This is a genomic window from Nocardia sp. NPDC049707, from assembly GCF_040674855.1.
In the GTDB taxonomy this organism is placed as follows: Bacteria; Actinomycetota; Actinomycetes; order Mycobacteriales; family Mycobacteriaceae; genus Nocardia.
In genome coordinates this window covers 1-25,514 of the sequence record NZ_JBFANN010000049.1, presented here as the reverse complement: position 1 = coordinate 25,514, position 25,514 = coordinate 1, and the positions used below count along the sequence as shown (strand labels likewise).

General features: G+C 65.2%; 26 protein-coding genes and 3 pseudogenes. 18 read left to right on the top strand and 11 right to left on the bottom strand.

Annotated features, from left to right (window positions below):
• Positions 1-4 precede the first annotated feature (4 nt).
• Together pucL and AB0J29_RS31190 are read left to right on the top strand one after the other, a co-directional pair.
• Positions 5-910, top strand: coding sequence for a factor-independent urate hydroxylase (gene pucL, locus AB0J29_RS31195; RefSeq protein WP_364793985.1), 906 nt, complete (start codon positions 5-7; stop codon positions 908-910).
• 4 nt (positions 911-914) lie between these two features.
• Complete coding sequence (locus AB0J29_RS31190) at positions 915-2,276, top strand: 8-oxoguanine deaminase (RefSeq protein WP_364793983.1); 1,362 nt, start codon at positions 915-917, stop codon at positions 2,274-2,276.
• Between the two features lie 134 nt (positions 2,277-2,410).
• Here AB0J29_RS31190 and AB0J29_RS31185 read toward each other — a convergent pair whose 3' ends face one another.
• Positions 2,411-2,788 (bottom strand): hypothetical protein, encoded by a 378-nt coding sequence (locus tag AB0J29_RS31185; protein WP_364793980.1) that lies wholly within the window; start codon positions 2,786-2,788, stop codon positions 2,411-2,413.
• A gap of 200 nt (positions 2,789-2,988) precedes the next feature.
• Between AB0J29_RS31185 and AB0J29_RS31180 the strand changes: the two genes are divergently transcribed.
• Positions 2,989-3,429 carry a hypothetical protein gene (locus tag AB0J29_RS31180; protein WP_364793978.1) on the top strand — a complete coding sequence of 147 codons (441 nt, stop codon included), beginning with the start codon at positions 2,989-2,991 and terminating at the stop codon, positions 3,427-3,429.
• Positions 3,430-3,563: 134 nt separating this feature from the next.
• The gene (locus tag AB0J29_RS31175) at positions 3,564-3,998 is read left to right on the top strand and encodes a transposase (RefSeq protein WP_364793976.1); all 435 of its coding nucleotides are present in this window, start codon (positions 3,564-3,566) and stop codon (positions 3,996-3,998) included.
• 33 nt (positions 3,999-4,031) lie between these two features.
• Here AB0J29_RS31175 and AB0J29_RS31170 read toward each other — a convergent pair whose 3' ends face one another.
• The 4 genes from AB0J29_RS31170 to AB0J29_RS31155 all read right to left on the bottom strand — a co-directional run bounded on the left by AB0J29_RS31170 (position 4,032) and on the right by AB0J29_RS31155 (position 5,971).
• A complete protein-coding gene (locus AB0J29_RS31170; protein WP_364793974.1) occupies positions 4,032-4,259 on the bottom strand; it encodes a hypothetical protein in 228 nt (75 codons plus the stop codon).
• Positions 4,260-4,707: 448 nt separating this feature from the next.
• Positions 4,708-4,962, bottom strand: a complete 255-nt coding sequence (locus tag AB0J29_RS31165) for a hypothetical protein (protein WP_364793972.1) — start codon at positions 4,960-4,962, stop codon at positions 4,708-4,710.
• A gap of 227 nt (positions 4,963-5,189) precedes the next feature.
• Entirely contained in the window at positions 5,190-5,537 is a 348-nt protein-coding gene (locus tag AB0J29_RS31160) for a hypothetical protein (protein WP_364793970.1), read from the bottom strand.
• Between the two features lie 17 nt (positions 5,538-5,554).
• Positions 5,555-5,971, bottom strand: coding sequence for a hypothetical protein (locus AB0J29_RS31155; protein ID WP_364793968.1), 417 nt, complete (start codon positions 5,969-5,971; stop codon positions 5,555-5,557).
• Positions 5,972-6,346: 375 nt separating this feature from the next.
• On the opposite strand from AB0J29_RS31155, the gene AB0J29_RS31150 reads away from it, so the two are divergent.
• The 6 genes from AB0J29_RS31150 to AB0J29_RS31125 all read left to right on the top strand — a co-directional run bounded on the left by AB0J29_RS31150 (position 6,347) and on the right by AB0J29_RS31125 (position 9,152).
• Positions 6,347-7,240 carry a helix-turn-helix transcriptional regulator gene (locus AB0J29_RS31150; protein ID WP_364793966.1) on the top strand — a complete coding sequence of 298 codons (894 nt, stop codon included), beginning with the start codon at positions 6,347-6,349 and terminating at the stop codon, positions 7,238-7,240.
• Positions 7,225-7,437 (top strand): DUF397 domain-containing protein, encoded by a 213-nt coding sequence (locus AB0J29_RS31145; RefSeq protein WP_364793964.1) that lies wholly within the window; start codon positions 7,225-7,227, stop codon positions 7,435-7,437. The genes AB0J29_RS31150 and AB0J29_RS31145 overlap by 16 nt, the downstream gene beginning before the upstream one ends.
• Before the next feature lie 141 nt (positions 7,438-7,578).
• Positions 7,579-7,785 (top strand): DUF397 domain-containing protein, encoded by a 207-nt coding sequence (locus AB0J29_RS31140; protein WP_364794033.1) that lies wholly within the window; start codon positions 7,579-7,581, stop codon positions 7,783-7,785.
• Between the two features lie 160 nt (positions 7,786-7,945).
• A complete protein-coding gene (locus tag AB0J29_RS31135) occupies positions 7,946-8,131 on the top strand; it encodes a DUF397 domain-containing protein (protein ID WP_364793962.1) in 186 nt (61 codons plus the stop codon).
• Positions 8,132-8,281: 150 nt separating this feature from the next.
• Positions 8,282-8,551, top strand: coding sequence for a DUF397 domain-containing protein (locus AB0J29_RS31130; RefSeq protein WP_364793960.1), 270 nt, complete (start codon positions 8,282-8,284; stop codon positions 8,549-8,551).
• Between the two features lie 91 nt (positions 8,552-8,642).
• Entirely contained in the window at positions 8,643-9,152 is a 510-nt protein-coding gene (locus AB0J29_RS31125; protein WP_364793958.1) for a hypothetical protein, read from the top strand.
• A gap of 49 nt (positions 9,153-9,201) precedes the next feature.
• On the opposite strand, the gene AB0J29_RS31120 is transcribed toward AB0J29_RS31125, so the two are convergent.
• Both AB0J29_RS31120 and AB0J29_RS31115 read right to left on the bottom strand, forming a co-directional pair.
• A complete protein-coding gene (locus AB0J29_RS31120) occupies positions 9,202-9,351 on the bottom strand; it encodes a hypothetical protein (protein WP_364793956.1) in 150 nt (49 codons plus the stop codon).
• Positions 9,352-9,600: 249 nt separating this feature from the next.
• The gene (locus AB0J29_RS31115; protein WP_364793954.1) at positions 9,601-11,118 is read right to left on the bottom strand and encodes a DUF222 domain-containing protein; all 1,518 of its coding nucleotides are present in this window, start codon (positions 11,116-11,118) and stop codon (positions 9,601-9,603) included.
• A gap of 574 nt (positions 11,119-11,692) precedes the next feature.
• Here AB0J29_RS31115 and AB0J29_RS31110 point away from each other — a divergent pair.
• Positions 11,693-11,806 (top strand): annotated as a pseudogene (locus AB0J29_RS31110) (VWA domain-containing protein); the annotation flags it as partial.
• Positions 11,807-11,979: 173 nt separating this feature from the next.
• On the opposite strand, the pseudogene AB0J29_RS31105 reads toward AB0J29_RS31110, so the two are convergent.
• From AB0J29_RS31105 to AB0J29_RS31095, 3 genes and pseudogenes are all read right to left on the bottom strand, one after another.
• Positions 11,980-12,523: pseudogene (locus AB0J29_RS31105) on the bottom strand (phospholipid carrier-dependent glycosyltransferase); the annotation flags it as partial.
• A gap of 456 nt (positions 12,524-12,979) precedes the next feature.
• Entirely contained in the window at positions 12,980-13,351 is a 372-nt protein-coding gene (locus AB0J29_RS31100; RefSeq protein ID WP_364793952.1) for a hypothetical protein, read from the bottom strand.
• Between the two features lie 209 nt (positions 13,352-13,560).
• Positions 13,561-13,887, bottom strand: coding sequence for a DUF1330 domain-containing protein (locus tag AB0J29_RS31095; protein ID WP_364793950.1), 327 nt, complete (start codon positions 13,885-13,887; stop codon positions 13,561-13,563).
• A 70-nt stretch (positions 13,888-13,957) separates the two neighbouring features.
• Between AB0J29_RS31095 and AB0J29_RS31090 the strand changes: the two genes are divergently transcribed.
• The 6 genes and pseudogenes from AB0J29_RS31090 (at position 13,958) to puuE (ending at position 22,462) form a co-directional block, all read left to right on the top strand.
• The gene (locus tag AB0J29_RS31090; protein ID WP_364793948.1) at positions 13,958-14,680 is read left to right on the top strand and encodes a TetR/AcrR family transcriptional regulator; all 723 of its coding nucleotides are present in this window, start codon (positions 13,958-13,960) and stop codon (positions 14,678-14,680) included.
• A 615-nt stretch (positions 14,681-15,295) separates the two neighbouring features.
• A complete protein-coding gene (locus tag AB0J29_RS31085) occupies positions 15,296-16,153 on the top strand; it encodes an FAD binding domain-containing protein (protein WP_364793946.1) in 858 nt (285 codons plus the stop codon).
• Positions 16,150-19,179, top strand: a complete 3,030-nt coding sequence (locus AB0J29_RS31080) for a molybdopterin-dependent oxidoreductase (RefSeq protein WP_364793944.1) — start codon at positions 16,150-16,152, stop codon at positions 19,177-19,179. The genes AB0J29_RS31085 and AB0J29_RS31080 overlap by 4 nt, the downstream gene beginning before the upstream one ends.
• Complete coding sequence (locus AB0J29_RS31075; protein WP_364793942.1) at positions 19,176-20,411, top strand: aldolase/citrate lyase family protein; 1,236 nt, start codon at positions 19,176-19,178, stop codon at positions 20,409-20,411. Before AB0J29_RS31080 ends, AB0J29_RS31075 begins: the two co-directional genes overlap by 4 nt.
• Positions 20,411-21,478: an allantoicase gene (gene alc, locus AB0J29_RS31070; RefSeq protein ID WP_364793940.1), complete on the top strand. Its 1,068-nt coding sequence runs from the start codon at positions 20,411-20,413 to the stop codon at positions 21,476-21,478. The genes AB0J29_RS31075 and alc overlap by 1 nt, the downstream gene beginning before the upstream one ends.
• A 76-nt stretch (positions 21,479-21,554) precedes the next feature.
• Positions 21,555-22,462 (top strand): annotated as a pseudogene (gene puuE, locus AB0J29_RS31065) (allantoinase PuuE).
• Positions 22,463-22,482: 20 nt separating this feature from the next.
• On the opposite strand, the gene AB0J29_RS31060 reads toward puuE, so the two are convergent.
• Complete coding sequence (locus tag AB0J29_RS31060) at positions 22,483-23,607, bottom strand: lipase family protein (RefSeq protein WP_364793938.1); 1,125 nt, start codon at positions 23,605-23,607, stop codon at positions 22,483-22,485.
• A 432-nt stretch (positions 23,608-24,039) separates the two neighbouring features.
• Between AB0J29_RS31060 and aceA the strand changes: the two genes are divergently transcribed.
• A complete protein-coding gene (gene aceA, locus AB0J29_RS31055) occupies positions 24,040-25,329 on the top strand; it encodes an isocitrate lyase (RefSeq protein WP_364499925.1) in 1,290 nt (429 codons plus the stop codon).
• The last annotated feature ends 185 nt before the right edge of the window (positions 25,330-25,514 follow it).

The window sequence follows — 25,514 nt, the reverse complement described above, 5'->3', positions numbered from 1 at the left end:
AGCTATGGAATTGACCGGGCCGATCGTGCTGTCCGACAACCGGTACGGCAAGGCGGAGAACCGCATCGTCCGGATCTACCGGGACCGGCCGCGCCACGAGATCCGCGATGTGAACGTCTCCACCGTGCTGCGTGGCGATTTCGCCGCTGCCTATGTCGCCGGTGACCAGTCGAAGGTGCTGCCAACCGATACCCAGAAGCAGACGGCCTACGCGTATGCGAAAAAGCCTGGGCTGCAAACGATCGAGGACTATGCGCGCACCCTCGCCGCGCATTTCGTCGACGAGATCGCACCGGTGGACAGCGCGCGCATCGAGGTCGAGGAATATGCCTGGCAGCGCGTCACTGTCGACGGCAGCGAGCACGATCACACCTGGGTGCGGCAGGGCCCCGAGGTGCGGACCGCGACGGTCACGGTGGCAGGTAAGGGGAGCCGGCAACGGGCCTGGGTGATCGGCGGGGTCAAGGATCTGGCGATCCTCAAATCGACCGGTTCGGAATTCGCCGACTTCCTCACCGACGACTTCACCGTGCTCGCCCCGACGCGCGACCGGATGCTCGCGACCTCCCTAGTCGCGCAGTGGCGCTTCGCCGCCACGACCGGTGTGGACTGGGATGCGGTGTACGCGGGCGTCCTGCAGCGGATGGTCGAGGTCTTCGCGACGCTGCATTCCAAGGCACTACAGCAGACACTCTTCGAGATGGGCAAGGCCGCACTCGCGGCCTTTCCGGTGCTCGCCGAGATCCGGCTTGCCGCGCCGAACAAACATCATTTCGACTATGACCTGGGTCGATTCGGTATCGAGAACCAGGGCGAGGTCTACCACGCCGATGACCGGCCCTATGGACTCATCCATGCCACTGTCCAGCGCGAAGATGCCCCGGACCCCGGGCCCGCATGGCTACCGTAGGCACATGGCGACAACGACGGTCATCGACGGTTGCGCCGTCGCGACCGTCGATCCGAACGGCAGCGAATACCGCCACGGATATGTGACGGTGCAGGGTAACCGGATCACCGCGGTCGGTGCCGGCGATGCGCCCGATCCGGGCGCGGATGTGCACCGCATCGCCGGCCGTGGCTGCCTGCTCACGCCGGGTCTGGTGAATGCCCATGACCATCTCTACCAGTGGGTCACCCGAGGTTTGGCCGCGGATAGCACCCTGTTCGAATGGCTCACCACGCTCTATCCGATCTGGGCGGGCATCGATGCGGATGCGGTTCGCGTCGCCGCGACCGGTGCGCTCAGCGCGTTGGCCCGCACCGGCTGCACCACGTCCAGCGACCATCACTACGTCTTCCCGCGCGCCGGCGGGGACCTGCTCGGCGCGGAGATCGCCGCGGCCGCCGAGGTCGGGTTGCGATTCCATCCGACGCGTGGCTCGATGGATCTCGGGCAGAGTTCCGGCGGGCTGCCGCCCGACGACGTGGTGGAGACCCTCGACGCCATTATGGCTGCGAGCGCGGATGCCGTCGCGCGCTGGCATGATCCGTCGTTCGACTCGATGCTGCGGATCGCACTCGCACCATGTTCGCCGTTCTCGGTGACTACCGAGTTGCTGCGCGAATCCGCCCTACTGGCACGCGATCTGGGTGTAGGTCTGCATACGCATCTGGCCGAGACGACCGATGAAGCGGAGTACTGCGCGGATAAATTCGGCTGCACACCCGCCCAGTACCTGGAGCGGCTCGGCTGGCTCGGCCCGGATGTCTGGTACGCGCATGGCATTCACCTCGACGATGCTGCCATCGACGCCATGGCGAAAACCGGTACCGGAGTGGCGCATTGCCCCACCTCGAATGCGCGTATCGGTGCGGGTACGGCGCGCACCGCGGATCTGGTCGCCGCCGGGGTGCCGGTGGGGCTCGGCGTGGACGGTGCGGCGAGCAATGAATCGAGTTCGATGATCGAGGAGCCGCGCAATGCGCTGCTCTACGCCAGAGCCAAGGGCGGGCCGCACGCGATCAGCACTCGAAAAGCACTGGAGCTGGCCACAATTGGTGGTGCACGGGTTTTGGGGCGAGAAGCCGAAATCGGGTCGATCGAACCGGGCAAACTCGCCGATCTCGCGCTGTGGCGGCTCGATACACCCGCGCACGCGGGGATCGATGATCCGGTGACCGCGTTGATTCTCGGTTCCGCACCGCCGCTCGCCGCCTTGATCATCAACGGGCGCATGGTCGTTCGGGATGGTGCGGTGCGCACGGTCGACGAGGAGAAGGTCGGCGGCGAGGTCGCGCGGGCACAGGCGGCGCTGGTAGCGAAGGCCGGATAGCGCCGTCACAGGCCGTCGCGTGTGGACGTTCTGCTGGCATCGGAGAAACCAGCACTCAACGAGACCGGGCACAGTGCTGTTGGAGAGTGCACAGTGGTTGGCGAACCGGGGCGGGCCGTTCAGATCAAGCAAGCTCATTTCTGAGCGCAGGAGCTCGGGGTGGAATCGGCGACCCACACGTCGTCGGTCCACAAGGCGGTGTCAGTTGCGAGCAAGCGGATCACGGTGCGGATCAGCCCGGTGGCGATGCGGAGCCGCTTGTTGTAGCCGGGCTGCTGAGGCAGATACCGGAACAGGTGTCGCAGATGGGTGCGGGCACAACGTAGCCAGCGGGCTTCGGAGGTGAACCCGAGTAGGGCCTGCATCACCGCCAGGGTCACCAGCTCGGCGTGGGTCAACCGTGGGGCGAACCCGATCGATGGTCGCCACGGCCGCAGATCCGGGCGGGCGGTCAACAGGCCGTCGGTAGTGACATACAGTGCAGTGGCGAGGGTGTCGATGTCATTGCTCACACCCTTGATCTACGGCACCCCTCGCCCCGCAATCACGCCGGAACGCGCGCAAAATCCTTGCCCGGCAATATCTCTCATGATCAGCCTGGCTTCGCGACGCCGACTTCTGCAAGCAGCCACCACAACCTGAGGCAATGAACATGCGCATGCACCCCAACTTTTACACCGTTGACCATCGGGGTCCCGGACGGCTGAGCATCATGGCAAAGCCACGCGGCGGAGAGTGGCTCGACGACGAGATGACCGCTCTGAAGGCGTCCGGCGTCGACCACTTGGTCTGCGCGCTCACCACCGCTGAACTCTACGAATGCGACCTCGGAGCCGAAGAGCGCACAGCGTGCGAGGCGGGCCTGCAGTTCGTTTCCATCCCGATTGTCGACCGCGGCGTCCCCGACCGGGCCAGTGTGCTGCCGACCCTCCAGCACCTCGCGGCCGAACTGAACGACGGCGCACACGTCCTCACCCACTGCCGCTTCGGCATCGGCCGCGCATCGCTGCTGGCCGCCGCGCTCCTCGTCATCAACCGAACCGACCCCGACACGGCATGGAATCGACTCGAGCAAGCTCGTGGACTCACCGTCCCCGACACCCCCGAGCAACGCGAATGGACCAACAAACTGCCTCAACGGCCGCTGTCCTGACTTCCGGCTGGAGATCCACCACACCCCTTGGAATCACTCATCTAGCGGTCTGTGTCGAAGTGAGTTGAGGGGTGGCACCGCTGCGCGGTACCACCCCTCAACTTGTTGGTGAAAGTTGTTGTCCGCGTTGGTAGATGGGTGAGGTCTCAGGTAGGTGGTTTAACGACCAAGAAAAACCGGAGACCTACCGGAGACCTCGTGAACAGCGTAACGGTGGCGGGGCGAGCGGACCTGACCGATGCTCAATGGGCGCGGTTGGAACCGTTGCTGCCCCGGAACAAGAAGGCGGGCCGCCCGCCGCAGTGGACGAAACGGCAGATCATCGACGGATCCGGTGGCGGACCCGGGTCGGTTGCCCCTGGCACGACATTCCACCGCAGTACGGGTCCTGGTCGGCGGTCAACGGGTTGTTCCGCCGCTGGCAGCGCGGTGGCGTGTGGCTGGTGATCGTGAAGTTGTTGCAGGTCTTCGCCGAAGCTGGCGGGCGGATCCGATGGCAGGTGAGTGTCGACTCGACGAACCGGAACCGGTCAGACCGCCGTGTGCGGACACCGGTCGGTACAACGTAATCCACGAACTCCCCGGGGGCGTGTGATTCATACTCACAGGGCCAGCCATTGATCGATGAGGTCGAGCGTCGCTGCCGAGTGCAGCGGTTCGCCGTCCTCGGCGTCAAGCAGGATCCAGGAGTATGGCGGCCAGGGGTCGCGCATGAGCCGGTAGCCGGCTCGCTCGGCCCGCTCGGCCCGCTCGGTGAGCAGTTGTACTCGTGTGGATTCCGGATCTTGTGTCACCACAAACCTTTCGTTGAGCGTCTGCCGGAACGTCATCCGTACTCCGGCCCGCTTCGGCCGCTGGGTTGACCGGGACCGCGGCCAGAGCCCCTGTTCCGCTGGTGCGAAGTCCGTCTCAGCTGAAATCCTGTCGACCGATGAGCTCGTCGACGGTGCACTGGAGATTCCGCGGCCGAACATCTCTGGGAGGCAAAGAGTTGAGGCCGGTTATGCCGCGGCGGTTGCGGGGTCGTGCGGTTGCTGGACCGGAGTTCATGCCGGGACCAGGTCGGGCCGTGGCTCGGCATATCGACGAACGCGTACGGCTTCGACAGGTAGAGGTCATGCTGCTGCCGCGCGCCGGCTGTCCACGAAGGCAGCGATGGCGTTCTGCAAATCCCAGTGTGACGGTGACCGCACTGCTGGACCGCGGCCATATGGTGACCGCGCTCGGCGGCATTTCGGATCTGTGTCGGGTGAGACGATGGGGCGGCATGGCGAGCCGTCAGATTGTGCCCTGTGAATGTTCTTGCGTTACAAAGAATTTCGCCCAATACTCGTGCCGGATCGCATCCCACAGCGGCGTTATTTCCGGGAACCGCTCACGCATCCGGACCAGATCCGGCGCGGCGCTAGGTGCACTGACCGACATCAGCGGATGCGGTTCCGAGGTATTGCGTACCAGCATGATTCGAATGTGATGGTGGTCGATCCGCCATTGCGCCACCCAGCCGCCCACCTCCGTGCGATGCTCGCTCATGCCCGCGCCTCGCTGGCGTTCGGCTCCGGCACGAGCGAGTGCTCGGCTGTGTTTATTGTTCGCTCGCTGCGCTCGCTCATGCCCGCGCCTCGCTGGCGCTCGGCTCCGGCACGAGCGAGTGCTCGGCTGTGTTTATTGTTCGCTCGCTGCGCTCGCTCATGCCCGCGCCTCGCTGGCGCTCGGCTCCGGCACGAGCGAGTGCTCGGCTGTATTCATTGTTCGTTCGCTCATCCCGGCCCCCTATTGAAGCGTTGGTTGTCGCCGTCGTCGGTGCTGTCCGCGCGGGGGACCGGTAGCGCCAGCTCGGAGAGCCTGTCCAGGACCTCGCGCAGCGTGTGCGGTGTCGGTCCGCTGTGCGGGAGTGGCTCACCGTCCAACGGCGGGAACGCGATTCCCCGCGCGGCGGCTCGCTCGCGCGGGGTCGACGTCTGCGGAACGATCCGGTTCGCGTCGACCAGGGTGTAATAAGCCGCTGTCTTCCACACGCATCGCACGACTCGGCAGGCACGGTGTGCACGCAGTAGTTCGTGCGCCAGTTCGACATCGGCGCACCCGCATACCTCGGGTGGCGTCACGATCATGTCCTCGCCCATCACTGCGCACGCGCCCCGATCGATGTCGGATGCTGCGCCCGTGCCCATGTGGTTGCGGGGCAGACGGTTTCGAGATCGAAGTCTTCGCACACCCGTGCCCATGTGGTTGCGGGGCAGACGGTTTCGAGATCGAAGTCTTCGCACACCCGTGCCGGTTGGCTGTCGACGCAGGCCAGGTCGTAGACCACGATCGCCGTCACATCGAGCCCGGTCGCGATACTCAGGGCGTACCCGATCGGGTCGGGGGTATCGTGCGGGGGACGCACGGTATAGATGTACTGATATCCGAGGGTTCGGGCGTGCCGCTGGATTGTGACGGCGTGCTGGGGTGCCGCGAGTCCGGACAGCTCATCGCGCACGAGTCCGATCGCCTTGCGCTGGCGTGTATCACCTTCTGCCACTTCGTTATTCGCCATTGTCATGACCTTCCGTTCCGGTGCTTCGGTAGTCTGCGTGCCGGTCGGGCACCGAAGCGCCGACCTCATCGTTGTCGTCCGGGACATGGGTGAACCTCACTGGTGTGACGGTCGGTTGACGCGCGGCACCCGGCGGTGTCAGTCCCGCATCGCTCTCGGGCACTGGAGAGTGGGTCTGGCGAACGATGGGGTTTGCTCCCTGCTGTCACCGTGTGCCGCGCAGTGACAACGATACCAGCAACTCTGACCAGGCACAACGCAGACTTGGAAACCCGTCGGATATTTTCCGTTGTGCCAGCGACGTTTCCGCGAACTGTGGCAAACTGGTCCCGCTCCCTGCTGTCCGATATTCCGTCTACCGAGGGATAACTAGAGATGGTTGAGGAAGACAGCACCCTGCCCCGGCGACAGCTGGGGCGCATCCTGCGTCAGCGTCGCGAAGAAGTGGGCATGACGATGGCGCAAGCGGCAAGGCTGGTGGAGATAGGGACCACCACCTTGCACCGGCTCGAGAAGGGCACGGCAGATAAGATTCGCGTCCGCATCGTGCAGCATCTGTGTGAGATCTACGAGCGTGGGGCGGAAGAGACCGCTGCGTTAAAACACCTTGCAGAGCAAGCGGCCGTGGAGAATTGGTATGTGGAGTACAGCGATGTGCTGCGCGGCAACTTCGATAACTATGTCGAGCTGGAAGGTGCGGCGCGGCACATGGTTTCGTATCAGGAACTTGTTCCGGGGTTGCTACAAACAGCGCCTTATGTACAGACGATGAGTTGTAACTACCTTCGTGACCCGAGCGATAGCGATGTCCGGCGGGCGGTCGAGCTGCGGATGAAACGGCAGGCGATCATCAAGCGGAAGGTCGAGCCGGTTACGTTGGATGTTGTGCTGCACGAATCCGCACTGCGGCGCGTTGTTGGCAGCCCGAAGATCATGAGTGATCAACTGCGCCATCTGGCCGACGCCAGCACATGGCCGAATGTGGAAGTTCGGATATTGCCCTTCGCTGCTGGGATTCCGATGGGCCTGTTGCCTGGCCCGTTCGTGATTATGGACTTCGGAACCGACAGTAAGGGCAGGCCGGTGGAACCGACGGTGGTCTACGTCGAGGGCTTGGTCACCGCGAATGTCTACCTTCAGAAACAGGTTGATGTCGAGCGCTATTGTGCGGTGTCGGCGGCTCTGCATGATGCCGCGCTGAACCCCGTGGACAGCAGAGCACTGCTGAGGAAGACGGCAAAGGAGTATCAACAGTGGACACGAAACTAACTGGTGCTGCGTGGTTCAAGAGCAGCTATAGCCAGGGGACCTCGGAATGTGTGGAAGTCGCCTGGCTGGGCGGCGGCGGGGTTGGCGTTCGCGACTCGAAGAACCCGACCGGTCCGTCGCTGGTCTTCGCTCCGGCCGAGTGGGATGCCTTCATGACAGGCGTGCAGGACGGTGAGTTCACCCGGTCGACGGTGTAGCGGTTCCCTGATTCGACCACGGGCAACGGCCCCCTGTCTGACGCGTATTCGACTGGGGCCGTGGCCTTTTCCATGCTTCATTGACCTCCATAGTCAGCAGGGGGCGCTGCTGAGGAATTTGCTGAGGAGTTAACGGTGGACATGAGACTTACCGGTGCTGCGTGGTTCAAAAGCAGCTACAGCCAAGCCGGCTCGGAATGCGTGGAGGTCGCTTGGCTGAGCGACGGCGGGGTCGGCGTTCGGGACTCGAAGAACCCGACAGGTCCGGCGCTGGTCTTCGCTCCGGCTGAGTGGGATGCCTTCATGGCCGGTGTGCAAGACGGTGAGTTCACCCGACCGACGGTGTAGCGGTGCCCTGATCCGATAACGGGCAACGGCCTCAGTCTGGCGCGTATTGGACTGGGGCCATCACCTTTTGATGCTTCATTGACCTCCGCAGACAGCAGAGCACTGCTGAGGAAGACGGCAAAGGAATATCAACAGTTGACATGAGCCCTACCGGTGCTGCGTGGTTCAAAGCAGCCACAGCCAGGCCGGCTCGGAATGCGTGGAGGTCGCTTGGCTGAGCGGCGGTGGGGTCGGCGTTCGGGACTCGAAGAACCCGACAGGTCCGGCGCTGGTCTTCGCTCCGGCTGAGTGGGATGCCTTCATGGCCGGTGTGCAAGGCGGTGAGTTCACCCGGCCGACGGTGTAGCGGTTCCCTGATCCGACCACGGGCAATGGCCTCAGTCTGACACGTATTGGGCTGGGGCCGTGGACTTTTCATGCTTCATTGACCTCCGCAGACAGCAGAGCGCTGCTGAAAAGGAGTATCAGCAGTTGACATGAGCCCTACCGGTGCTGCGTGGTTCAAAGCAGCTACAGCCAGGCCGGCTCGGAATGCGTGGAGGTCGCTTGGCTGAGCGACGGTGGGGTCGGCGTTCGGGACTCGAAGAACCCGACTGGTCCGGCGCTGGTCTTCGCTCCGGCCGAGTGGCATGCCTTCGTGACACGCGTGCAAGAGCTGTGCCCTGATCCGACCACGGGCAATGGCCTCAGTCTGACGCGCATTCGACTGGGCCCATGGCCTTTTCATGCTTCATTGACCTCCATAGTCAGCAGGGAACGCTGCTGAGGAATTTGCTAAGTGAGCGTCCGGGAACTTCCTTCTCCCAGACCATTCCCAGCCAGGTGGAGCTCCTGAGGGCCTGGTATGAAGGAGAGTCGTGGCGACTGAGTTGACTGTGTTCTCCGACGACCGGCAGATCCACTTCCTGGATAGCGGCTCGTCCACCGAGTTGGCAGATCAATGGTCGGATTCCGCGCTGCTCGGCTATCTGGCGCTGGCGGACGACGCGATCGGTATCTGCACAGGGGTCAACGGCGACGTGATCGTCACCATTGATATGACCGGCGTGGCGCCGGCCGATGACAAGGATGCCTTCGACACTGTGACCGAGTGCAGCCTGCGAGCGGACTCTGGTGCATTGAGGCTTACTTCTCCGACGTATGGCGAGGACGACGGTGATCTGGTGAGGGTTCCGAGGGGGTGGTTGCGGTTGCGCGTGTCCTTGACGAGGTCGCCCGATGATGAGGAATACGGCGAGGACTCCGATGATCCTGCCGATTGGCAACACGTCCGGATTCAGTGCTGGCCTGCCGAGCCCACTGACGCGGTCTTGGTCAAGGGGTGGAATCCGGAGACGGGCTCATTCCATCCCGTACCGGCGAATTGAGCTTCGTCGCCTCGCTTCGGTCATGTTCGGATGAGTCGGCGTGACATCGTCAGATGGTGGCGATGTAGACCATCGCTTCGTGGTGGTCGGGGCGGGTTTCGTAGTAGCGGACGCAGCGGCGGTGTTTGCTGATCCAGGCCAGTGTTCGCTCCAGCGCCGGATTCGACTTGGGCGACGATGAGCAAGTAGAACCTGGCATCCCGGGAAATTTCGCGCTCGCCGAGCAACTCACCGGCGTCCGGGGTCACGGCCGAACTCCTCGACAACGCCACCTACAGTGCCGGAATCGTCCAGCTATTCCCCCGTTGACCACTCGCCTTTGACTCCAAGCGCGTGGACCTTTTGGGTAGGTTCGTGACGCTGCTCGGTCACCGGTGGGACATCGGGTAGACGAGACCGCTGCGGCGCGCTGGTGTCCCGGCGGACAGCCGGTGCTGTCCGCCGAGATTCATGCGGCGGTGCCGGTGTCCGGCTGGGATCGAGATCGCAGCCATTTCCGGTGTTGTTCGCGTTCATGACGTCTGCGGGCTTCGCGTTCGTGTTCGTTGCGGGTGTGGATGCGGGTCAGCACGGCGGCGAGCAGTTCGTTGGCGTGATGGCGATGGTTGATCGTCGGGGTGCCGGTGGGATCGATGTGCTCCGGCGCGATCCAGGCGGTGCGACCCGGAAACGTCGAATTCTCGCCCCCGACAACGGTTTTCCAGCCACCCGGGCCGTCGTGAACGAGGGCATGGCAGGCATCGCAGGCCAGCACGAGATTGTCGATGTCCGTGCGTCCGCCCTTGCCGTAGTCCAGGATGTGGTGGACCGCGCAGAGGCTGGCCGGTGCGTCGCATCCCGGGCGTGAGCAGCCGCGCAGGGCGGCGATCAACGCCAGCCGTTGTGTCCGCGACCCGAGTCGTTTCGTCCGGCCGAGGTGCAGCGGCAGTCCGGCATGATCGAATACCGCCAGATACGGTTGCGACCGCTCGGCAAGCGCCAGCGCGTCCCGGATCGGCACCACGCCACCGGTCGCGGTGGTCGATACACCCGACATTCGTTCCAGGTCGTCGAGTTTCATCGTCAGGATCGTCGTCACCGGCAGGCCGCGGTGGTTGCCCAGGTCCTCGGCGACGAGCCCCGACCGCAGCACGGCGGTCAGCGCATCGTGGTTGCGCTGAGCGGCGCTGCGGTGATCGCGTCGCGCGGCTTCGGCCAGCGTGTCCGGATCCGCGGCGTCGATGTCGATGGCGGGGCTGTCGGGGTCCTCGGGATTGCATACGCCGGGGCGGGCGTACTTGGCGAACATCGGATCCAGCAATGCCCGCAACACCGGATCGATCTCCCCGCGGATCGGTGACATCCCGTCCGGCCGTTGCCGACCCACCGTGATCCCGCGCATGCGAGCCCGATCGTTGGCGTCGGTGAGCCGGCCGTCGGGGTCCAGATGGGCCAGGATCCGGTCGCCGATCTTGCCGATATCATCCGGCGATCCGGATCGCGCGAACTCGGCCAGAATCTGCTCGGCCGCCTCCCGATCCTCGGTGGACGCCCCGCGCGGCACGCGGTTCATCACATGCGCGATACCCCGCACATGGTCGGCGGAAATCTCACCATGCGCCAAAGCGCTTGCTGTGCAGGGTAACTGCGGTTCCAGCTGTTCTCCGCCCATATCGCGAAGAGCCCCGACCCACTGCGCCGCATTCACCCGGCTTCCGGCATCGGCGCTCGACAACCGCAGCGTCTGCATCAGGAACCGCTTCAGAGTCTTCGACCCGGTGTGCGCGGGGATCGAGCGTTCGTCGGCCTCGACCAGCAGTCGGTGCTGCAGTGCGGTGAGTCTGCGCGCGCATCGCTCCACATCCCGCATCAGATCCAGCACATCGTCGTCCGACAACCCGACCAGCGGCCGTTCGAGCAGTTCGGAGACCGCCGCGAGCAGCGGGCCTGCTGCGCGGTGGGGAGTCTGCGTACTGTTCGAAAGCATGTTCGAATTATATCGTGGAATGATCACCCGGCATACCCTCGATGCCATCTGATCTGCGGATCTTCACACTGGACGATTGACCGAACAGGTGAGTGCCGCAGTATATTTCGGTCGATTGACCAGGGCTCATTCGTGATCGGGGCCATGGCCGAACGCAAGAGCCAGACAGGCCGATCGAGCCGTCTGCGAAAGCTGCGGACGTCCGGGTGATCGGACGGACTTCGGTGCACCGGCCGCGGATTCCGCCTGGCGCTTCGCCGCAACGCCTTGCGCGCGACGGCTTACCGACCCTGTTGAACCGGCGGGGTCCTGTCTCTTGGCAGCCGCGACCGAACGCGGCTGATAGACGCCAGACATTCGGCCGCCAGCTCCAGCAACTGTTCCAGTTGTGCGACGGCTGTACCCGGTACCTGGCCTTACGAAGCTCGCTGCTGTGCATCCGCAATGGTCGACGGCACGGCAGAACTGGATCTGGCACAGTTTCCGCGATTGACCGGTTCGGGATGGTAACGGGCACTTGATGATCGATCATCTTGCTGGTGTTCTGATCTTGGGCCGATGGCGGTCCTGTTCCAGGCGAATCGACTTCCGGGCGACGATGAACAACTCCCGTCGCACCGGCTGGGAGTCGCCGGTGCTGGTCCGCACTCGTCCCCGACGCCGCCCGCGCCGAATCGTCATGATCTGCCGCATCTGAATGGGTTGCAGATTGGCGGACTCAATAGGGCTTCGGGTGCGGATCGACGTGAGCACGAGTGATGAGCCGGCCGCATCCCCTGGCTGTGCAACATTGTCCCGATGAGTTCACAGTCGCTTTGGCCGGACCCACCCAGACAGCAGCGTCTTCTGCAGGGCGCTGACCTCGCTGGCGAACCAGAAACCGTAGCTGGCCAGATAAACCAGCAGAGGGATGAGGACGAGAGCGTAGAGGGCGGGGCCGATGTCCCGAATGGCCGTGCCCAGCCACGGTCGTGGCACTCGATAGGCGCGGCGTGCGGCGAGATCGAAGCAGACCGACAGCAGGCCGAAGGCGAAGACGTAGTGGAGCCCGGACCATTTGGTGCCGCAAGCCAATCCGAGCAGCACTCCCGCGCCGAACCGCCATCAGCGCACACCCAGCCGCGGACCGAACTCGGTCAGCGCGATGCGCCTGTCGGTATCGGCGCGAGCCAGCCGGGCGCGCACCTCGTCGCGGTCGACGATCAGACCCGAAGGCGGCGGTCACGAACAGTGCCTGGAAGATGTCGAGCATACCGATCCGCGACGAGACGAAGGTGGTGCCGTCGCAGATCAGCAGCACACCCGCGATCGCGCCGATCATCGTGGATCGGGTCATGCGGCGCATAATGCGAATCACCAACAGCACCAACACGGTTCCGAAGATCGCCGCGCTGAACCGCCAGCCGACCGGTGTGGGCAGTGTCGATCGAGCACATGCCGCTCGTAGCTCGCGGCAACTCGCCGCGAGAATCCACCGGCTTGCCGACCAGCGCGCGATGCGATAGTCCTCGAATTCAAGCCGTCTCCGTCGCTGTCACGATGCGCCACGATGTGGCCCAGCGATTTGGCGAGGGTGACCAACTGTGCCCGCGAGCTGACCCGGTCGAACCGGTCGAATCCATCAGCGGCGAGGCCACCCGCAAGGCGCGCCGACCAATCCTGTTGTAAGTCAACGAACATAGCTATGTGCGCCGTGCGCTAGCTATCGGTCCACTGACAGATTGTCACCGGCGAGAACCGGCCTGCGCGCCCGTTTCGGCTGCTAGCGTCGCGGACATGACCTGCGTGCCGCATTGCGGCCGCGGGTGAGGTCGCAATGCAACGCACCCGATCGAGACTGTCCAAGTAAAACCCGGTGTGATCAAGTGGAGCGCGCCGAATGCCAATGGACGAGTTCGGCCGTGGTCAGCGCGCGGGAGTGTTTGTCGGACTGTCCCCTAAACCTGAAGGCACTCGGTCGATGTCCACTGGAGAAGCCCTCGGGCCGGCCCGCACCGAGACGCCCGCCAATCTGCACCGGCACCCCGTTCTCGTGTCGCTGCTCGTGTGGCGCGACCACTGGTCGAGAGCGATAGCTGAAAAGCCTTCCAGCCGAAGCGAATTGCGAGCATACATACCGCTGCGCGGTCGCCGCGAGCGAGTTCAGCGCGTCGTCCACACCCGAGGTCAACGCCAGCGCGAACGCGGTCACAGAGGTGAGCAGATCGCGGCAGACATAGGTGCTGTCCGGCATGCCCGGCCAGCCGCGCCGAATCTCCGGTGCCAGAAAGTCGCACCCCGCGACCCGTGTTCCCGCTGGGACGGGTAAGGGTCCCAACGGGGCGGAATCTGCTCGGCCGCCTATCGAACGTGGTGGACGCCCCGCGCGGTTCATCTCCCATGCGCGCGATACCCCGCACTTGGTCGGCGAAGCCGTATTCACGCTGGGCTACCGCTTCGAATTCACGAGTGTGGTTGGGCTGGGAGTGAGTAGCCTTCGGGCGGTGAGCCCTCGGCGAACAACATCTGCACCCGGGCTTTGCCTTCTCGGATCTGCCGGGCTTGCCGGTACTCGGGCGAGTCGTACCACTGCCGAATCCGATCCATGTCGGGGAACTCGATGACCACGATTCGGGGTGAGTTCCAGGTGCCTTCCACAGGTTCGGGCGTGGGACCTGCGACCAGATAGCGGCCGCCATGGCTGAGGATGGATTTCTGGGCCACTGGGGCGTAGGCCCAGCCGGCTTCTTCGTCGAGCACCTCGACGTTGACGATGACGTAAGCAGACATACAAGCTCCTTTGGACACGGCGTGTAGTAATGGCACGCATAAGAGTATTGAAACCCTGTATCCTGTCAAGGTGGAAAAGGTCGACAACGAATCCGGTGCAAAAGTGTTGAGCCGCCGAGAGCGACTGCGAGTGGAGACCAGTCGGGAGATCAAGGCCGTCGCGCTGCGGCAAATGGCCGACGCGGGCCCCGGAGCAATCTCGTTGCGTGGCATCGCCCGTGAGATGGGGATGACCCCACGCGCGATATACAGCTACTTTCCCACCCGAGATGACTTGATCACGGCGCTGATCAGTGGAATCTCTGCATCACTTGCGGAGGCGTTGGAGAATGCCACCAACGCCGTGCCCGACACCGACCCCGGCGGCAGGCTGGTGGCATGGGGTCAGGCCCTGAGGGAATGGGCACTGGATCACCCGGAGAGTTTCCGGCTCTTCTATGGGCACCCCATCCCTGGCTATCAACCTCCTGAGGACGGGCCGGTGGACCGAAACGCACGCCGTGTGTGCCGTGAACTCACTCGGCTGGTGGCCGCCGCATGGATCGACGCCCGGCATCACCAGCCCGAGGAGACCTCCTGGTCCGACCTTCACCCCGACTACGTCGCGAAGATCCAGAAAGACCTCCCCGACGTGCCACCCGCCGCGGCGGCGCTCGCGCTGCGCGTCTGGGGTCGCATGCACGGCCTGGTGGCCTTGGAGATCGACGGCCACATCCATCCGGTCTCACGCAATCCCGCCGCGCTGCACCACGCCGAGATGCTCGACCTGGTCAGATCACTGGGTCTGGCCTAGATTGCGTGCACGGATGACTATGTGATCGTCGGGGCACGCAGGAACGGCAACAGCGCCGAGGTGCTGTGGTGACATGCCTGCGGGCGATGTGCTCGGCCGGCATGCCGAAGCGATGTGCCGACCGAGTCCGTCAATGCGGCTGGCGACCGTGAGGCAGCTCGCAGTACAAGACTCGTCGGATCGAAATCCGGCCTGCAGCAACCCGTTCGGGATCAGAAACGTCTGTTGTCGAGATAACCGTGTCGGCTACGCGACTATGCGCGGATGTGCGATGTGAGACCGCGCCCGAGGAGATGGCGGCCGAGCCCTCGGCTCGTATTCCTTCCGCCAGATCACTGGCTTGGTCCGTTGGGTGTGGATCAGGCATGGCTGGTCTTCGGGGCAAACGGGAATTCGATGGGTCTGGCGAGTTGCCGCAGTTAAGGCGAATGCCCTGATCAGACGGTACTGCTGGATACTGGAACAGAGATGTCTCGGACTGCGCGGCGTGGCGCCGAGGGCGTGGGTGCTCGATTCGGCGGGTAACGGCCGCGCAGCCTGGGGCGGGTGTCGCGCAACATCGCGGCAACCAGCAGCTTCTACTGTGGCGACAGCGGTAGTGGAGCGAGGTGTGGCGTGGATCTGGACACGATTCGGGATGTGATTGTGGCGCGGGGGCGGTCCGACCTGGCTTTCGTAGGCGAGGGTTGTGGGGTGCTTGCCGGGGGGACGTTCTTGTTCTCGGAGCCGCAGGAGGGGGTGGATCGGCTGGTCGATATCACTGCGCTCGGGTGGCCCGCGTTGGCGGAGACGGACGAGGGGCTGGAGATCGCGGCGACCTGCACGTTGGCGGAGTTCGCGGGGGCCATGCCAGGGCGGGAGTTGGGGGTGGAGGTACTGCGGGCGCAGTGGCCGGGGACGGCATTGTTCGCACGGGCGTGCCGGGCGTTGGTGGCGTCGCACAAGATATGGCGGACGGCGACCGTGGGTGGAAATGTGTGTCTTGCGTTGCCCGCCGGGGCGGTGTTGGGCGCGTTGGTGGCATTGGACGGTGTCGCGCTGGTGTGGTCGCCGGATGGTTCCGATCGGCGGATTCCCTTGCGGGAGTTCGTGCTCGGGCCCGGACGCACTGTGCTCGGCTCGGGCGAGGTGTTGCGATCGATTACCGTTCCGACTCGAACTCTGCACGCGCGCAGCGCTTTCCGAAAGATCGCGTTGGCTCCGCTCGGTCGTTCCGGTGCGGTTGTCATGGGTCGCCGCGAGGTGGACGGCCGCGGCGCGCTGACCATAACCGCGGCGACGACCCGGCCGATGGTGCTGGATTTCGATGAGACGCCCGGTGCTGCCGAGGTGCAGGGTGCGCTAGCCGCCATCGACCCGACACTCTGGTTCGACGACCCGCACGGAGCGCCGGACTGGCGTCGCCATGTCGCAGGCGTGCTCGCCCGCGAGGTTGCGGCCGAGCTACGCACCGAAGTCGGTGATGGGCAATGAGATTCGAGGTCGACGGTCGGTCGGTGCAGGCCGAACCACGTCCTGGTCAGTGCCTGCGCACGTTATTGCGCGAACACGGCTTTTTCGCGGTGAAGAAAGGTTGTGATGCGGGTGATTGCGGTGCGTGCACCGTGCAACTCGACGGTGTGCCCGTGCACTCGTGCATCATTCCCGCCTACCATGCCGCCGATCGCCGCATCACCACCGCCTCCGGTCTCGGCACCGACGAGGATCCGCACCCGATGCAACAGCGCTTCATCGACACCGCTGCCTTCCAATGCGGCTTCTGCACCGCGGGCATGGTGGTGACCGCGGCGGGTCTAGGCTGCGGCGGCCCGACCGCCCCGGACCCGGACGCGCTACCGGAGCTCATGAAGGGAAACCTGTGCCGCTGTACCGGTTATCGCGCGATCGCTAGTGCTATAGGCGCGGTGTCTGGTTCTCGCCGTGACATGGGTGCTGGTGTCGAGCCCGGGGCGGTGTCTGGTTCTAGCCGTGATGTAGGTGCTGGTGTTGAGCCCGGGGCGGTGTCTGGTTCTAGCCGTGATGTAGGTGCTGGTGTTGAGCCCGGGGCGGTGTCTGGTTCTCGCCGTGACATGGGTGCTGGCGTCGCCTCTGATTCGGTACCCGGTGCACCGACGACTGCCATGGCGGGCGGGACGGATCGCGTCGTGCCACCGCAGAGCGCCGGTTCGGGTACCCGGCCCGAACTACCGGACGACGCCGCCCGCGGACGAGCGGGTAGCGGCGTCGGCGCGCCCGCCGGGCCCCGGATCGTCACGGGCACAGAGCCATTCACCTTCGACATCATGCCTCGTGATGCCGCGGCCGACGTGGACGCCGCCGCGGCACCACCCACGGCCCCACTGCATATCGCGGTCCTGCCGAGCCCGCACCCGCATGCGCGGATCGGCGCCATCGATACCACCGCGGCCGAGGCACTGCCGGGCGTGCACGCGGTGCTCACCTACGCGGACGCGCCCGATATCGCCTTTTCCACCGCGCGCCACGAACTTCGAGCCGACGATCCGGACGACACCTATGTGCTGGATCGCACGATGCGTTTCGCCGGACAGCGGGTGGCCGCCGTGGTGGCCGAAAGCCTGGATATCGCTCGCGCGGGTTGCCGAGCCCTGCACGTCGAGTACGACATCCTGCCCGCGGTATTCGATCCCGCCGACGCATTGCTGCCGGATGCGCCGAAACTGCATGGCGGTAAACCGGATTCGGCTCGCATCGCCGATACCGAACGCAATCTGATCGCGGAGATCAATGGCGAGGTCGGCGATGTGGCGGCGGGCCTCGCCGCGGCGGCGCGGGTGGTCAGTGACGTATGGCATTCGCCGCGCGCCCAGCACGTACATCTGGAAACCCACGGTGGTATCGGCTGGTTGGACGCGGACGGCAGGCTGGTCATCCGGTGCAGCACGCAGGTGCCGTTCCTGGTACGCGATGAGCTGTGCCAAATCTTCGGGCTGCCGCGGGACCGGGTGCGCGTATTCGCCAAGCGCGTCGGCGGCGGGTTCGGCGCCAAACAGGAGATGCTGGCCGAGGATCTGATAGCACTGGCGGTACTGCGCACCGGGCGTCCCGTGCAGTACGAATTCACCCGCTCCGACGAATTCACCAGTGCCACTTGCCGTCATCCGATGCGGGTAGGGGTCATCGCGGGCGCGGATGCCGTCGGCCGGTTGACGGCGCTGTCGATCGATGTGCTCGCCGATGCCGGGGCCTACGGCAATCACAGTACCGACGTGCTGTGCCACGGCGTCGGCGAATCCATCGAGGTCTACCGCTGCGCCAATAAGCGCGTCGCGGCGAAGATGGTGTACACCAACAACATTCCCTCCGGCGCATTCCGCGGCTACGGCCTCGCCCAGGTCATCTTCGCCGTTGAATCGGCCCTGGATGAACTGGCGCGCGCACTCGCTATCGACCCGTTCGAATTCCGCCGCCGCAATGTCATCGTTCCCGGTGAGACGTTCGTCGGCGCGGAAGTGGGCGACAGCGATCTGGACTTCGGCAGCTACGGTCTCGATCAATGCCTCGACCTGGCCGAACGAGCCCTGCTGCGCGGCAATGGCGTGCGCGCGCCGGGGCCGGACTGGCGGGTGGGCACCGGTATGGCGCTGGCCATGATCGCCACCATCCCACCGCGCGGCCACCGCTCCGAGGCAACCGTCACCCTGCTCCCCGACGGACGTTACGAACTCCGCGTAGGCACTGTGGAATTCGGCAATGGCACCACGACAGTGCACGCTCAACTCGCGGCGACGGCGCTGCACAGCGACGTGCGCCGCATTGTGATCCGCCAATCGGATACCGATATCGTCGGCCACGACACCGGCGCCTTCGGGTCCACCGGCATCACCGTCGCGGGCAAGGCCGCCTACGCCGCGGCCGTGGCATTGCGTGCACACATCCTGGTCCGGGCCGCCAAGCTGACCGGTCGCGCCGAAGCGGAGTGCGTGCTGGTGGCCGATGGCGTCCGCTGCGGCGATCGATTGATCGGCGCGACCGAACTCCTGGCCGACGGTGAGTTGTCCGGACACGGCGAACACGCGGGCAGCCCGCGTTCGGTCAGCTTCAATGTGCAGGCATTCCGGGTCGCCGTGCGGCCGGAGACCGGGGTGGTGCGCATCCTGCAATCCGTCCAGGCCGCCGACGCGGGTACGGTACTCAACCCGGTGCAGTGCCGCGGTCAGGTAGTCGGCGGCGTGGCACAGGCCATCGGCACCGCGCTCTACGAGGACATGCGCTCCACGCGGGGTGTGGTCACCACACAGACGCTGCGGCACTATCACATCCCGCAGCTCGCCGATCTGCCGCACACCGAGGTCTACTTCGCCGAAACCGCCGATGACCTGGGACCACTCGGTGCGAAGTCGATGAGCGAATCCCCGTACAACCCGGTTGCCCCCGCACTGGCGAATGCCATCCGCGATGCTGTCGGGGTACGACAGACCGGTTTGCCGATGACGGCGGACCGGATCTGGCGCGCCCTTCAGGAAGGAGACCAGGGGTGAGCACCCAGCCGCGGCTGCCCGAGAATGTCCGCGCTCGCATCGACGCGTTGCTCGACCCGATCGACGCCGACTTGCGGACCCGGTACCCGGGCCGAGACGGCCGGGTTCAGCCGATCCACACCGCCTACGTCCCCGCCGATCGGGCCACCGCCGCGACCCCCGCCGAATGGGGTGCGGCGGCGATAGAGCTGCTCGAGCGCCACCACGACCTGCTCGCGGGGATCGACGGCACCGATGCGCTGCCCGCCGTGCGCCGACAACTCGAGCAGCGGCCGATCCAGGATCTGCGCATCGACTTCGAGGACGGCTACGGCTTTCGCTCCGACGCCGAGGAGGACGCGGCCGCCACCAATGCGGGCACGGTACTTGCCGAGTGGGCGACCCGACCCGGTGGGCCGACCAGCCTCGGTATCCGGATGAAGGGCCTGGCGGGCACCGAACGCACCCGCGCCTTACGCACTTTGGAGCTGGTCTTGGACACAGCGGGCGGTGTGCCGCCGGGTTTCGTCTTCACTGTTCCGAAGATCCGTGCGGTGGAACAGGTTTCGGCGCTGGTTGTCCTCTGTGACGCACTCGAGCGCGGCTGCGGACTCGATGCGGGCACCCTGCGCTTCGAACTGCAGATCGAGAGCCCGCAGGCGATTATCGCCGCGGACGGCAGCGCTCCGATCGCCAAGATGATCGGCCTGTCCGAAGGTCGTTGCAGCGCTTTGCATTTCGGCACCTATGACTATACCGCCGCGTGCGGCATCGCCGCGCCCGATCAGGCGCTCGACCATCCGGCAGCGGACTATGCGAAATCGGTCATGCAGGTGGCCGCGGCGCAAACCGGGGTGTGGATCTGTGACGGCTCCACTCAGATCGTGCCGGACCGCGAGCCGGAATCCGCACTGCGCAACCATCATCGGCTCGTCGGCCGGGCACTGCGCCTCGGCTATTACCAGGGCTGGGATATGCATCCCGGCCACCTGATCACCCGCTGGCTGGCCACCTACGAATTCTTCCGTCGCGCTATCGACGTCGCGGTCCCACGTCTGGTCGCCTACCTCGACCGGCGCTCCGGCGCTGTCATGGATGAGCCAGCGACTGCGGAAGCCTTGGCGGCCACCGTATTACGCGGTCTGAACTGCGGTGCGCGCACCGCCGATGAGCTGGGCGCGCTCGCGCCGGTATTGTCTCCCGAGGTGCTGCGGGCACTCGTTGCGCGCGAACCGATTTCGCAGGAGGGGTAATGGGTGAAGCATCGCGTAGCGATTCCATCGGGGGTGATGGTCGGCGCGACGCGGTGGATTTCACACTGCTGCCGGATCTGGCGGTCCGGCCGCTGGGCGGTTCGGTCATCTGGGCCGATGACGAATTCTTCGCGGAGAAGGAGAATTTGATCAATCCGGGTCCGGCGGAATACCGGCCGTCGACCTTCGGACACAAGGGCCAGATCTACGACGGCTGGGAAACCCGCAGGCATCGCGGCCGACCCGGCGACGATTCGGCCATCGTGCGCCTCGGCGTGCCCGGTGTGATCCGCCGCATTGTGGTGGACACCACCTGGTTCAAGGGCAACTATCCGCCGGCGGTTTCGGTGTCCGCACTCGAGATCGACGGCTATCCGCCCGCGCAAACCATTGCCGAGCACGATGATTGGGTGACCCTGATCGACCGCGCCCCGGTAATCGGTGACAGCCGCAATCCGTTCTCGATCGAGAACGAAAAACGTTGGACCCACGTGAAACTCACCATGCATCCGGACGGCGGCGTCGCCCGGCTGCGGGTACACGGCATGGGCAGGCCCGACCCGAAGTTGCTCGGACTCGGCCCGCTGGACCTCGCCGCACTGGAAAACGGCGCTCTGGTCCTCGATTGCTCCAACCGCTTCTATAGTTCGCCGAACCAGCTGCTCTACCCGGGGCTGGCGCGAAAAATGGGTGACGGCTGGGAAACCGCCCGCCGCCGCGACGACAGCAACGACTGGGTGCGTATCCGGTTGGCCGGACCCGGCCTCATCCGCCTCGCCGAGATCGATACCTCGTACTTCCTCGGCAATAGCCCCGGTGCGGCCCGGCTCACCGGTCGCACCACCGACGGCACCGAACTCGAATTGCTGCCACGCACCGAACTGCTGCCCGATACCAGGCACCGCTTCGCGATCGCGCCGATGGCGGCCTCGGTCGAGGAGGTCCGCCTGGATATCTACCCGGACGGCGGGCTCGCGCGGCTGCGCCTCTACGGCGAGCTCGGCGGCTTGTTCCCGACCGGAGGTTCAACGGGCGAAGCAGCGCAGCCCCCACCGGAGCAGGCATGAGCGAGCGCAGCGAGCGAACAACAAGCACAGCCGAGCACTCGCTCGTGTCGGAGCCGAGCGCCAGCGAGGCGCAGGCATGAGCGATCGAGATTTCGTCGGCTATGGCGCGACGCCACCGGATCCGCAGTGGCCGGGCGGTGCGAAGATCGCGCTCCAGTTCGTCCTCAATTACGAAGAGGGCGCGGAACTCAATTGCTCGACGGCGATCCGCACTCGGAGACTTTTCTATCGGAAATGACTCCCGCCCAAGCCTTTCCGAATCGCCATCTGAGCATGGAATCGCTCTACGAATACGGCTCCCGGGCCGGACTGTGGCGGGTCCTGCGCGCCTTCGCACGCCGCGAGCTACCGCTGACCATCTTCGCCGTCGCCCGTGCCATGCAGCGAAATCCGGAGGCGGTGGCCGCTTTTCGGGAATTCGGCCACGAAATCGCCAGCCACGGCTTGCGCTGGCAGTCCTACCAGCTCACCGACCGCGACACCGAACGCGAGCATATGGCCGAGGCCGTACGCATCCTGGCCGAACTCACCGGCTCGGCCCCGCTCGGCTGGTACACCGGCCGCGATTCCCCGCACACCAGGGAACTGGTGGTCGAACACGGCGGTTTCGTCTACGATTCCGACTCCTACGCCGACGATCTCCCGTACTGGGTCACCGTGCACGGCCGCAACCATCTGGTCGTCCCGTACACCCTCGACACCAACGACATGCGCTTCGCCTCACCCGCGGGCTTCCCCAGCGGCGACCAGTTCTTCGCCCACCTACGTGACGCCTTCGACGTGCTCTATCGCGAAGGTGCGCAGGGCAGTCCGAAGATGCTGTCGATCGGTCTGCACTGTCGTCTGGTCGGTCGCCCGGCCCGCATCGCGGCACTCGAGCACTTCCTCGACCATGTCCAGTCCCATAACGATGTCTGGATCACCCGACGCATCGACATCGCCGAACACTGGCGTCGCACCCATCCGCCGATCGGCGGCGACTAGCGGCGGTATGCCCGATCGCATCAGGCGAACAGATCGCGGACGAACGGCAGCGAATCCGACAGCGACGCGTTGACCGTACCGTCGTGATCGTCGGGGTAGACGTGCAAGGTGACCGGCTGCCGGTTGGCCGCGAGCACAGCGCCGAACCGCAGCGTCTCCGGGGTGATCACATCCGTATCGCGCAGGCCCTGGCCCAGGAACAGCGGCCTGTCGTAACCGGATTCGGGCAGGCCCAGATATCCGGACAGCAATCCGTGCAGATTCGGAATCTGCGCCAGCGGCCGCGCGAACAGGTCGCCGACCAGCACCCCGTCCGCGCCGAGCGCATCGGCCAGCGGGGTGACGCACACCTCGCGGGCCCTGGTGAGCCATTCGCGGCCGGAGTCGGTCAGGAAGGACTCGATGCCGAGCTCCGGATAGGTGGTGCGCAATCCGTTCAGGATGTAGAGCACGTACGCGGTGCTGTGGTGATTCAACGTGATCGGCGGCACCTGCGGCCCGAGGAACTGCAGGATGTCTTCGATGTACGCGGGCACGCCGGTGCCGACCGCACCGCGGTAATCGAGCTCCGGTCCGCCGAATTCGGTCGCGTACCGGGCGGTGAACACGGCCGCGCCGCCGCCCTGTGACTGTCCGACGACCACCCATTTCCGTGCCAGCGACGAGTACTGCCTGGTGGCGGCCTTGACCGCGTCGACGACATTGTGCGCCTCGACGAGTCCGTCGAGGTAGGGATGATCGCCCGGCGTACCGAGTCCGGCATAGTCCGCGGCCACGATCGCGTACCCCTGCCGCAGCCAAGTCGCCAGATACGCCCAGTCCCGTTCCACCGCGCTGGGGCCGGCGATGCTGTAGGCGCAGTCGTCCGCGAGCCCGACCGTGCCGTGCGCCCACGCGATCACCGGCCAACCTCCTGCGGGTGCGTCCCCGGGCGGGAAGTAGACCGCGGCGCTGGCCACCGTCGGCGCGCCATTCGTGGTGGTCGTGTCATACAAGATGCGGCTGGAACCCACCGAACCGGGCAGCGTCGCCACCGCGGCCAGCGGCGCGACGGATGTCACCGTGCCCGGATCGGCGCTCGCCGCGGGCAGCTGTGGTAGCCCCAGACCACATATGACGGCAACGGTGAACCACAGTTTCCGCATGGAAGCTCCTCTCGGACGTTGAACGTCCATCCGCTGGACTCGATCTTCCCGATCGAACCACCGGCGTCCCATCTCGAGGTGGCGGCGGCCACACGGATGCTTGTGAAGGTGCTCACAATGCGGAATGCCTGGCGTGTCGGATGGCGACGCGTTGGGCGATCGCAAACAGTACGAGCGTTACGCTAAAATCCCACGTCAGAGCTACTGGCGGGTAGGTTGCACGCCTGCAATTTACGGGCAAATTTCGCAGAGTTAACAAAGGTCGGTCGAAACCTAACTCGAATTCACACTTGCAACAGGTAGACGGCTATTTCCTGGTGTGCCATCGTGTGGAAGTACACCCCATGGGCCTAGCAAGCCTGCAAATTGCCGCCACAGCAGCTCGAGCGATGCTCGACCGTGGGGCACCGAAACGAAGAAGTGGAGTCAGAGATGTCGAACGTCGGCACCCCGAAGACCGCCGCGCAGATCCAGCAGGATTGGGACACCAACCCGCGCTGGAAGGGCATCACCCGCAACTACACCGCCGAGCAGGTGTCGAAGCTGCAGGGCACTGTCGTCGAAGAGGCCACCCTCGCCCGTCGTGGTTCGGAGATCCTCTGGGACCTCGTCAACAACGAGGACTACATCAACTCCCTCGGCGCCCTCACCGGAAACCAGGCGGTCCAGCAGGTCCGCGCCGGCCTGAAGGCCATCTACCTGTCCGGTTGGCAGGTCGCCGGTGACGCGAACCTGTCCGGCCACACCTACCCGGACCAGTCGCTGTACCCGGCCAACTCGGTGCCGTCCGTGGTCCGCCGCATCAACAACGCGCTGCTGCGCGCAGACGAGATCGCCAAGGTCGAGGGTGACACCTCCGTCCAGAACTGGCTGGCCCCGATCGTCGCCGACGCCGAGGCCGGCTTCGGTGGCGCGCTGAACGCCTACGAACTGCAGAAGGCCATGATCGCCGCCGGTGCCGCCGGTGTGCACTGGGAGGACCAGCTGGCCTCCGAGAAGAAGTGCGGCCACCTGGGCGGCAAGGTGCTGATCCCGACCCAGCAGCACATCCGCACCCTGACCTCGGCGCGTCTCGCGGCCGACGTCGCCGACGTGCCTTCGGTGATCATCGCGCGCACCGACGCCGAGGCCGCCACCCTGATCACCTCGGACGTGGACGAGCGCGACCGCGAGTTCCTGGATGGCACCCGCACCGCCGAGGGCTTCTTCGGTGTGCAGAACGGCATCGAGCCCTGCATCGCGCGTGCCAAGGCCTACGCCCCCTACGCCGACCTCATCTGGATGGAGACCGGTGTGCCGGACCTCGAGGTCGCCCGCAAGTTCGCCGAGGCCGTCCGCGGCGAGTTCCCGGATCAGCTGCTGGCCTACAACTGCTCGCCGTCCTTCAACTGGAAGGCGCACCTGGACGACGCGACCATCGCGAAGTTCCAGCGTGAACTCGGCGCGATGGGCTTCAAGTTCCAGTTCATCACCCTGGCCGGCTTCCACTCGCTCAACTACGGCATGTTCGACTTGGCCTACGGCTACGCCCGCGAGGGTATGACCGCCTTCGTCGACTTGCAGGAGCGCGAGTTCAAGGCCGCCGCCGAGCGTGGCTTCACCGCGATCAAGCACCAGCGTGAGGTCGGTGCCGGCTACTTCGACACCATCGCCACCACCGTGGACCCGAACACCTCGACGGCGGCCCTGAAGGGTTCCACCGAAGAGGGTCAGTTCCACTGAGCTGAAGTGAACGATGGGCTGAAGTGAACGATGGCCATCGCTCGGTCTGAGTCGGTCGAACACCGGGGTGTACCGACGTTCGACGCTGAACTCGTATATGCCGAGCGATCCGCGTGCGTTGACCAACTCTAATTGCAGCGATGCGGGCATCGCTGTGACGGCACCATGACGAAACGGTGGGGGTA

Bases quoted from the DNA above. Each gene is read 5' to 3' on its own strand.
- AB0J29_RS31060 (WP_364793938.1), bottom strand. From the start codon at position 23,607: ATGCGGAAACTGTGGTTCACCGTTGCCGTCATATGTGGTCTGGGGCTA.
- AB0J29_RS31190 (WP_364793983.1), top strand. From the start codon at position 915: ATGGCGACAACGACGGTCATCGACGGTTGCGCCGTCGCGACCGTCGAT.
- AB0J29_RS31150 (WP_364793966.1), top strand. From the start codon at position 6,347: ATGGTTGAGGAAGACAGCACCCTGCCCCGGCGACAGCTGGGGCGCATC.
- AB0J29_RS31140 (WP_364794033.1), top strand. From the start codon at position 7,579: ATGAGACTTACCGGTGCTGCGTGGTTCAAAAGCAGCTACAGCCAAGCC.
- AB0J29_RS31080 (WP_364793944.1), top strand. From the start codon at position 16,150: ATGAGATTCGAGGTCGACGGTCGGTCGGTGCAGGCCGAACCACGTCCT.
- alc (WP_364793940.1), top strand. From the start codon at position 20,411: ATGGGTGAAGCATCGCGTAGCGATTCCATCGGGGGTGATGGTCGGCGC.
- AB0J29_RS31115 (WP_364793954.1), bottom strand. From the start codon at position 11,118: ATGCTTTCGAACAGTACGCAGACTCCCCACCGCGCAGCAGGCCCGCTG.
- AB0J29_RS31165 (WP_364793972.1), bottom strand. From the start codon at position 4,962: ATGAGCGAGCATCGCACGGAGGTGGGCGGCTGGGTGGCGCAATGGCGG.
- pucL (WP_364793985.1), top strand. From the start codon at position 5: ATGGAATTGACCGGGCCGATCGTGCTGTCCGACAACCGGTACGGCAAG.
- AB0J29_RS31095 (WP_364793950.1), bottom strand. From the start codon at position 13,887: ATGTCTGCTTACGTCATCGTCAACGTCGAGGTGCTCGACGAAGAAGCC.
- AB0J29_RS31170 (WP_364793974.1), bottom strand. From the start codon at position 4,259: ATGACGTTCCGGCAGACGCTCAACGAAAGGTTTGTGGTGACACAAGAT.
- aceA (WP_364499925.1), top strand. From the start codon at position 24,040: ATGTCGAACGTCGGCACCCCGAAGACCGCCGCGCAGATCCAGCAGGAT.
- AB0J29_RS31180 (WP_364793978.1), top strand. From the start codon at position 2,989: ATGGCAAAGCCACGCGGCGGAGAGTGGCTCGACGACGAGATGACCGCT.
- AB0J29_RS31120 (WP_364793956.1), bottom strand. From the start codon at position 9,351: ATGCCAGGTTCTACTTGCTCATCGTCGCCCAAGTCGAATCCGGCGCTG.
- AB0J29_RS31155 (WP_364793968.1), bottom strand. From the start codon at position 5,971: ATGGCGAATAACGAAGTGGCAGAAGGTGATACACGCCAGCGCAAGGCG.
- AB0J29_RS31100 (WP_364793952.1), bottom strand. From the start codon at position 13,351: ATGCCGGACAGCACCTATGTCTGCCGCGATCTGCTCACCTCTGTGACC.
- AB0J29_RS31175 (WP_364793976.1), top strand. From the start codon at position 3,564: ATGGGTGAGGTCTCAGGTAGGTGGTTTAACGACCAAGAAAAACCGGAG.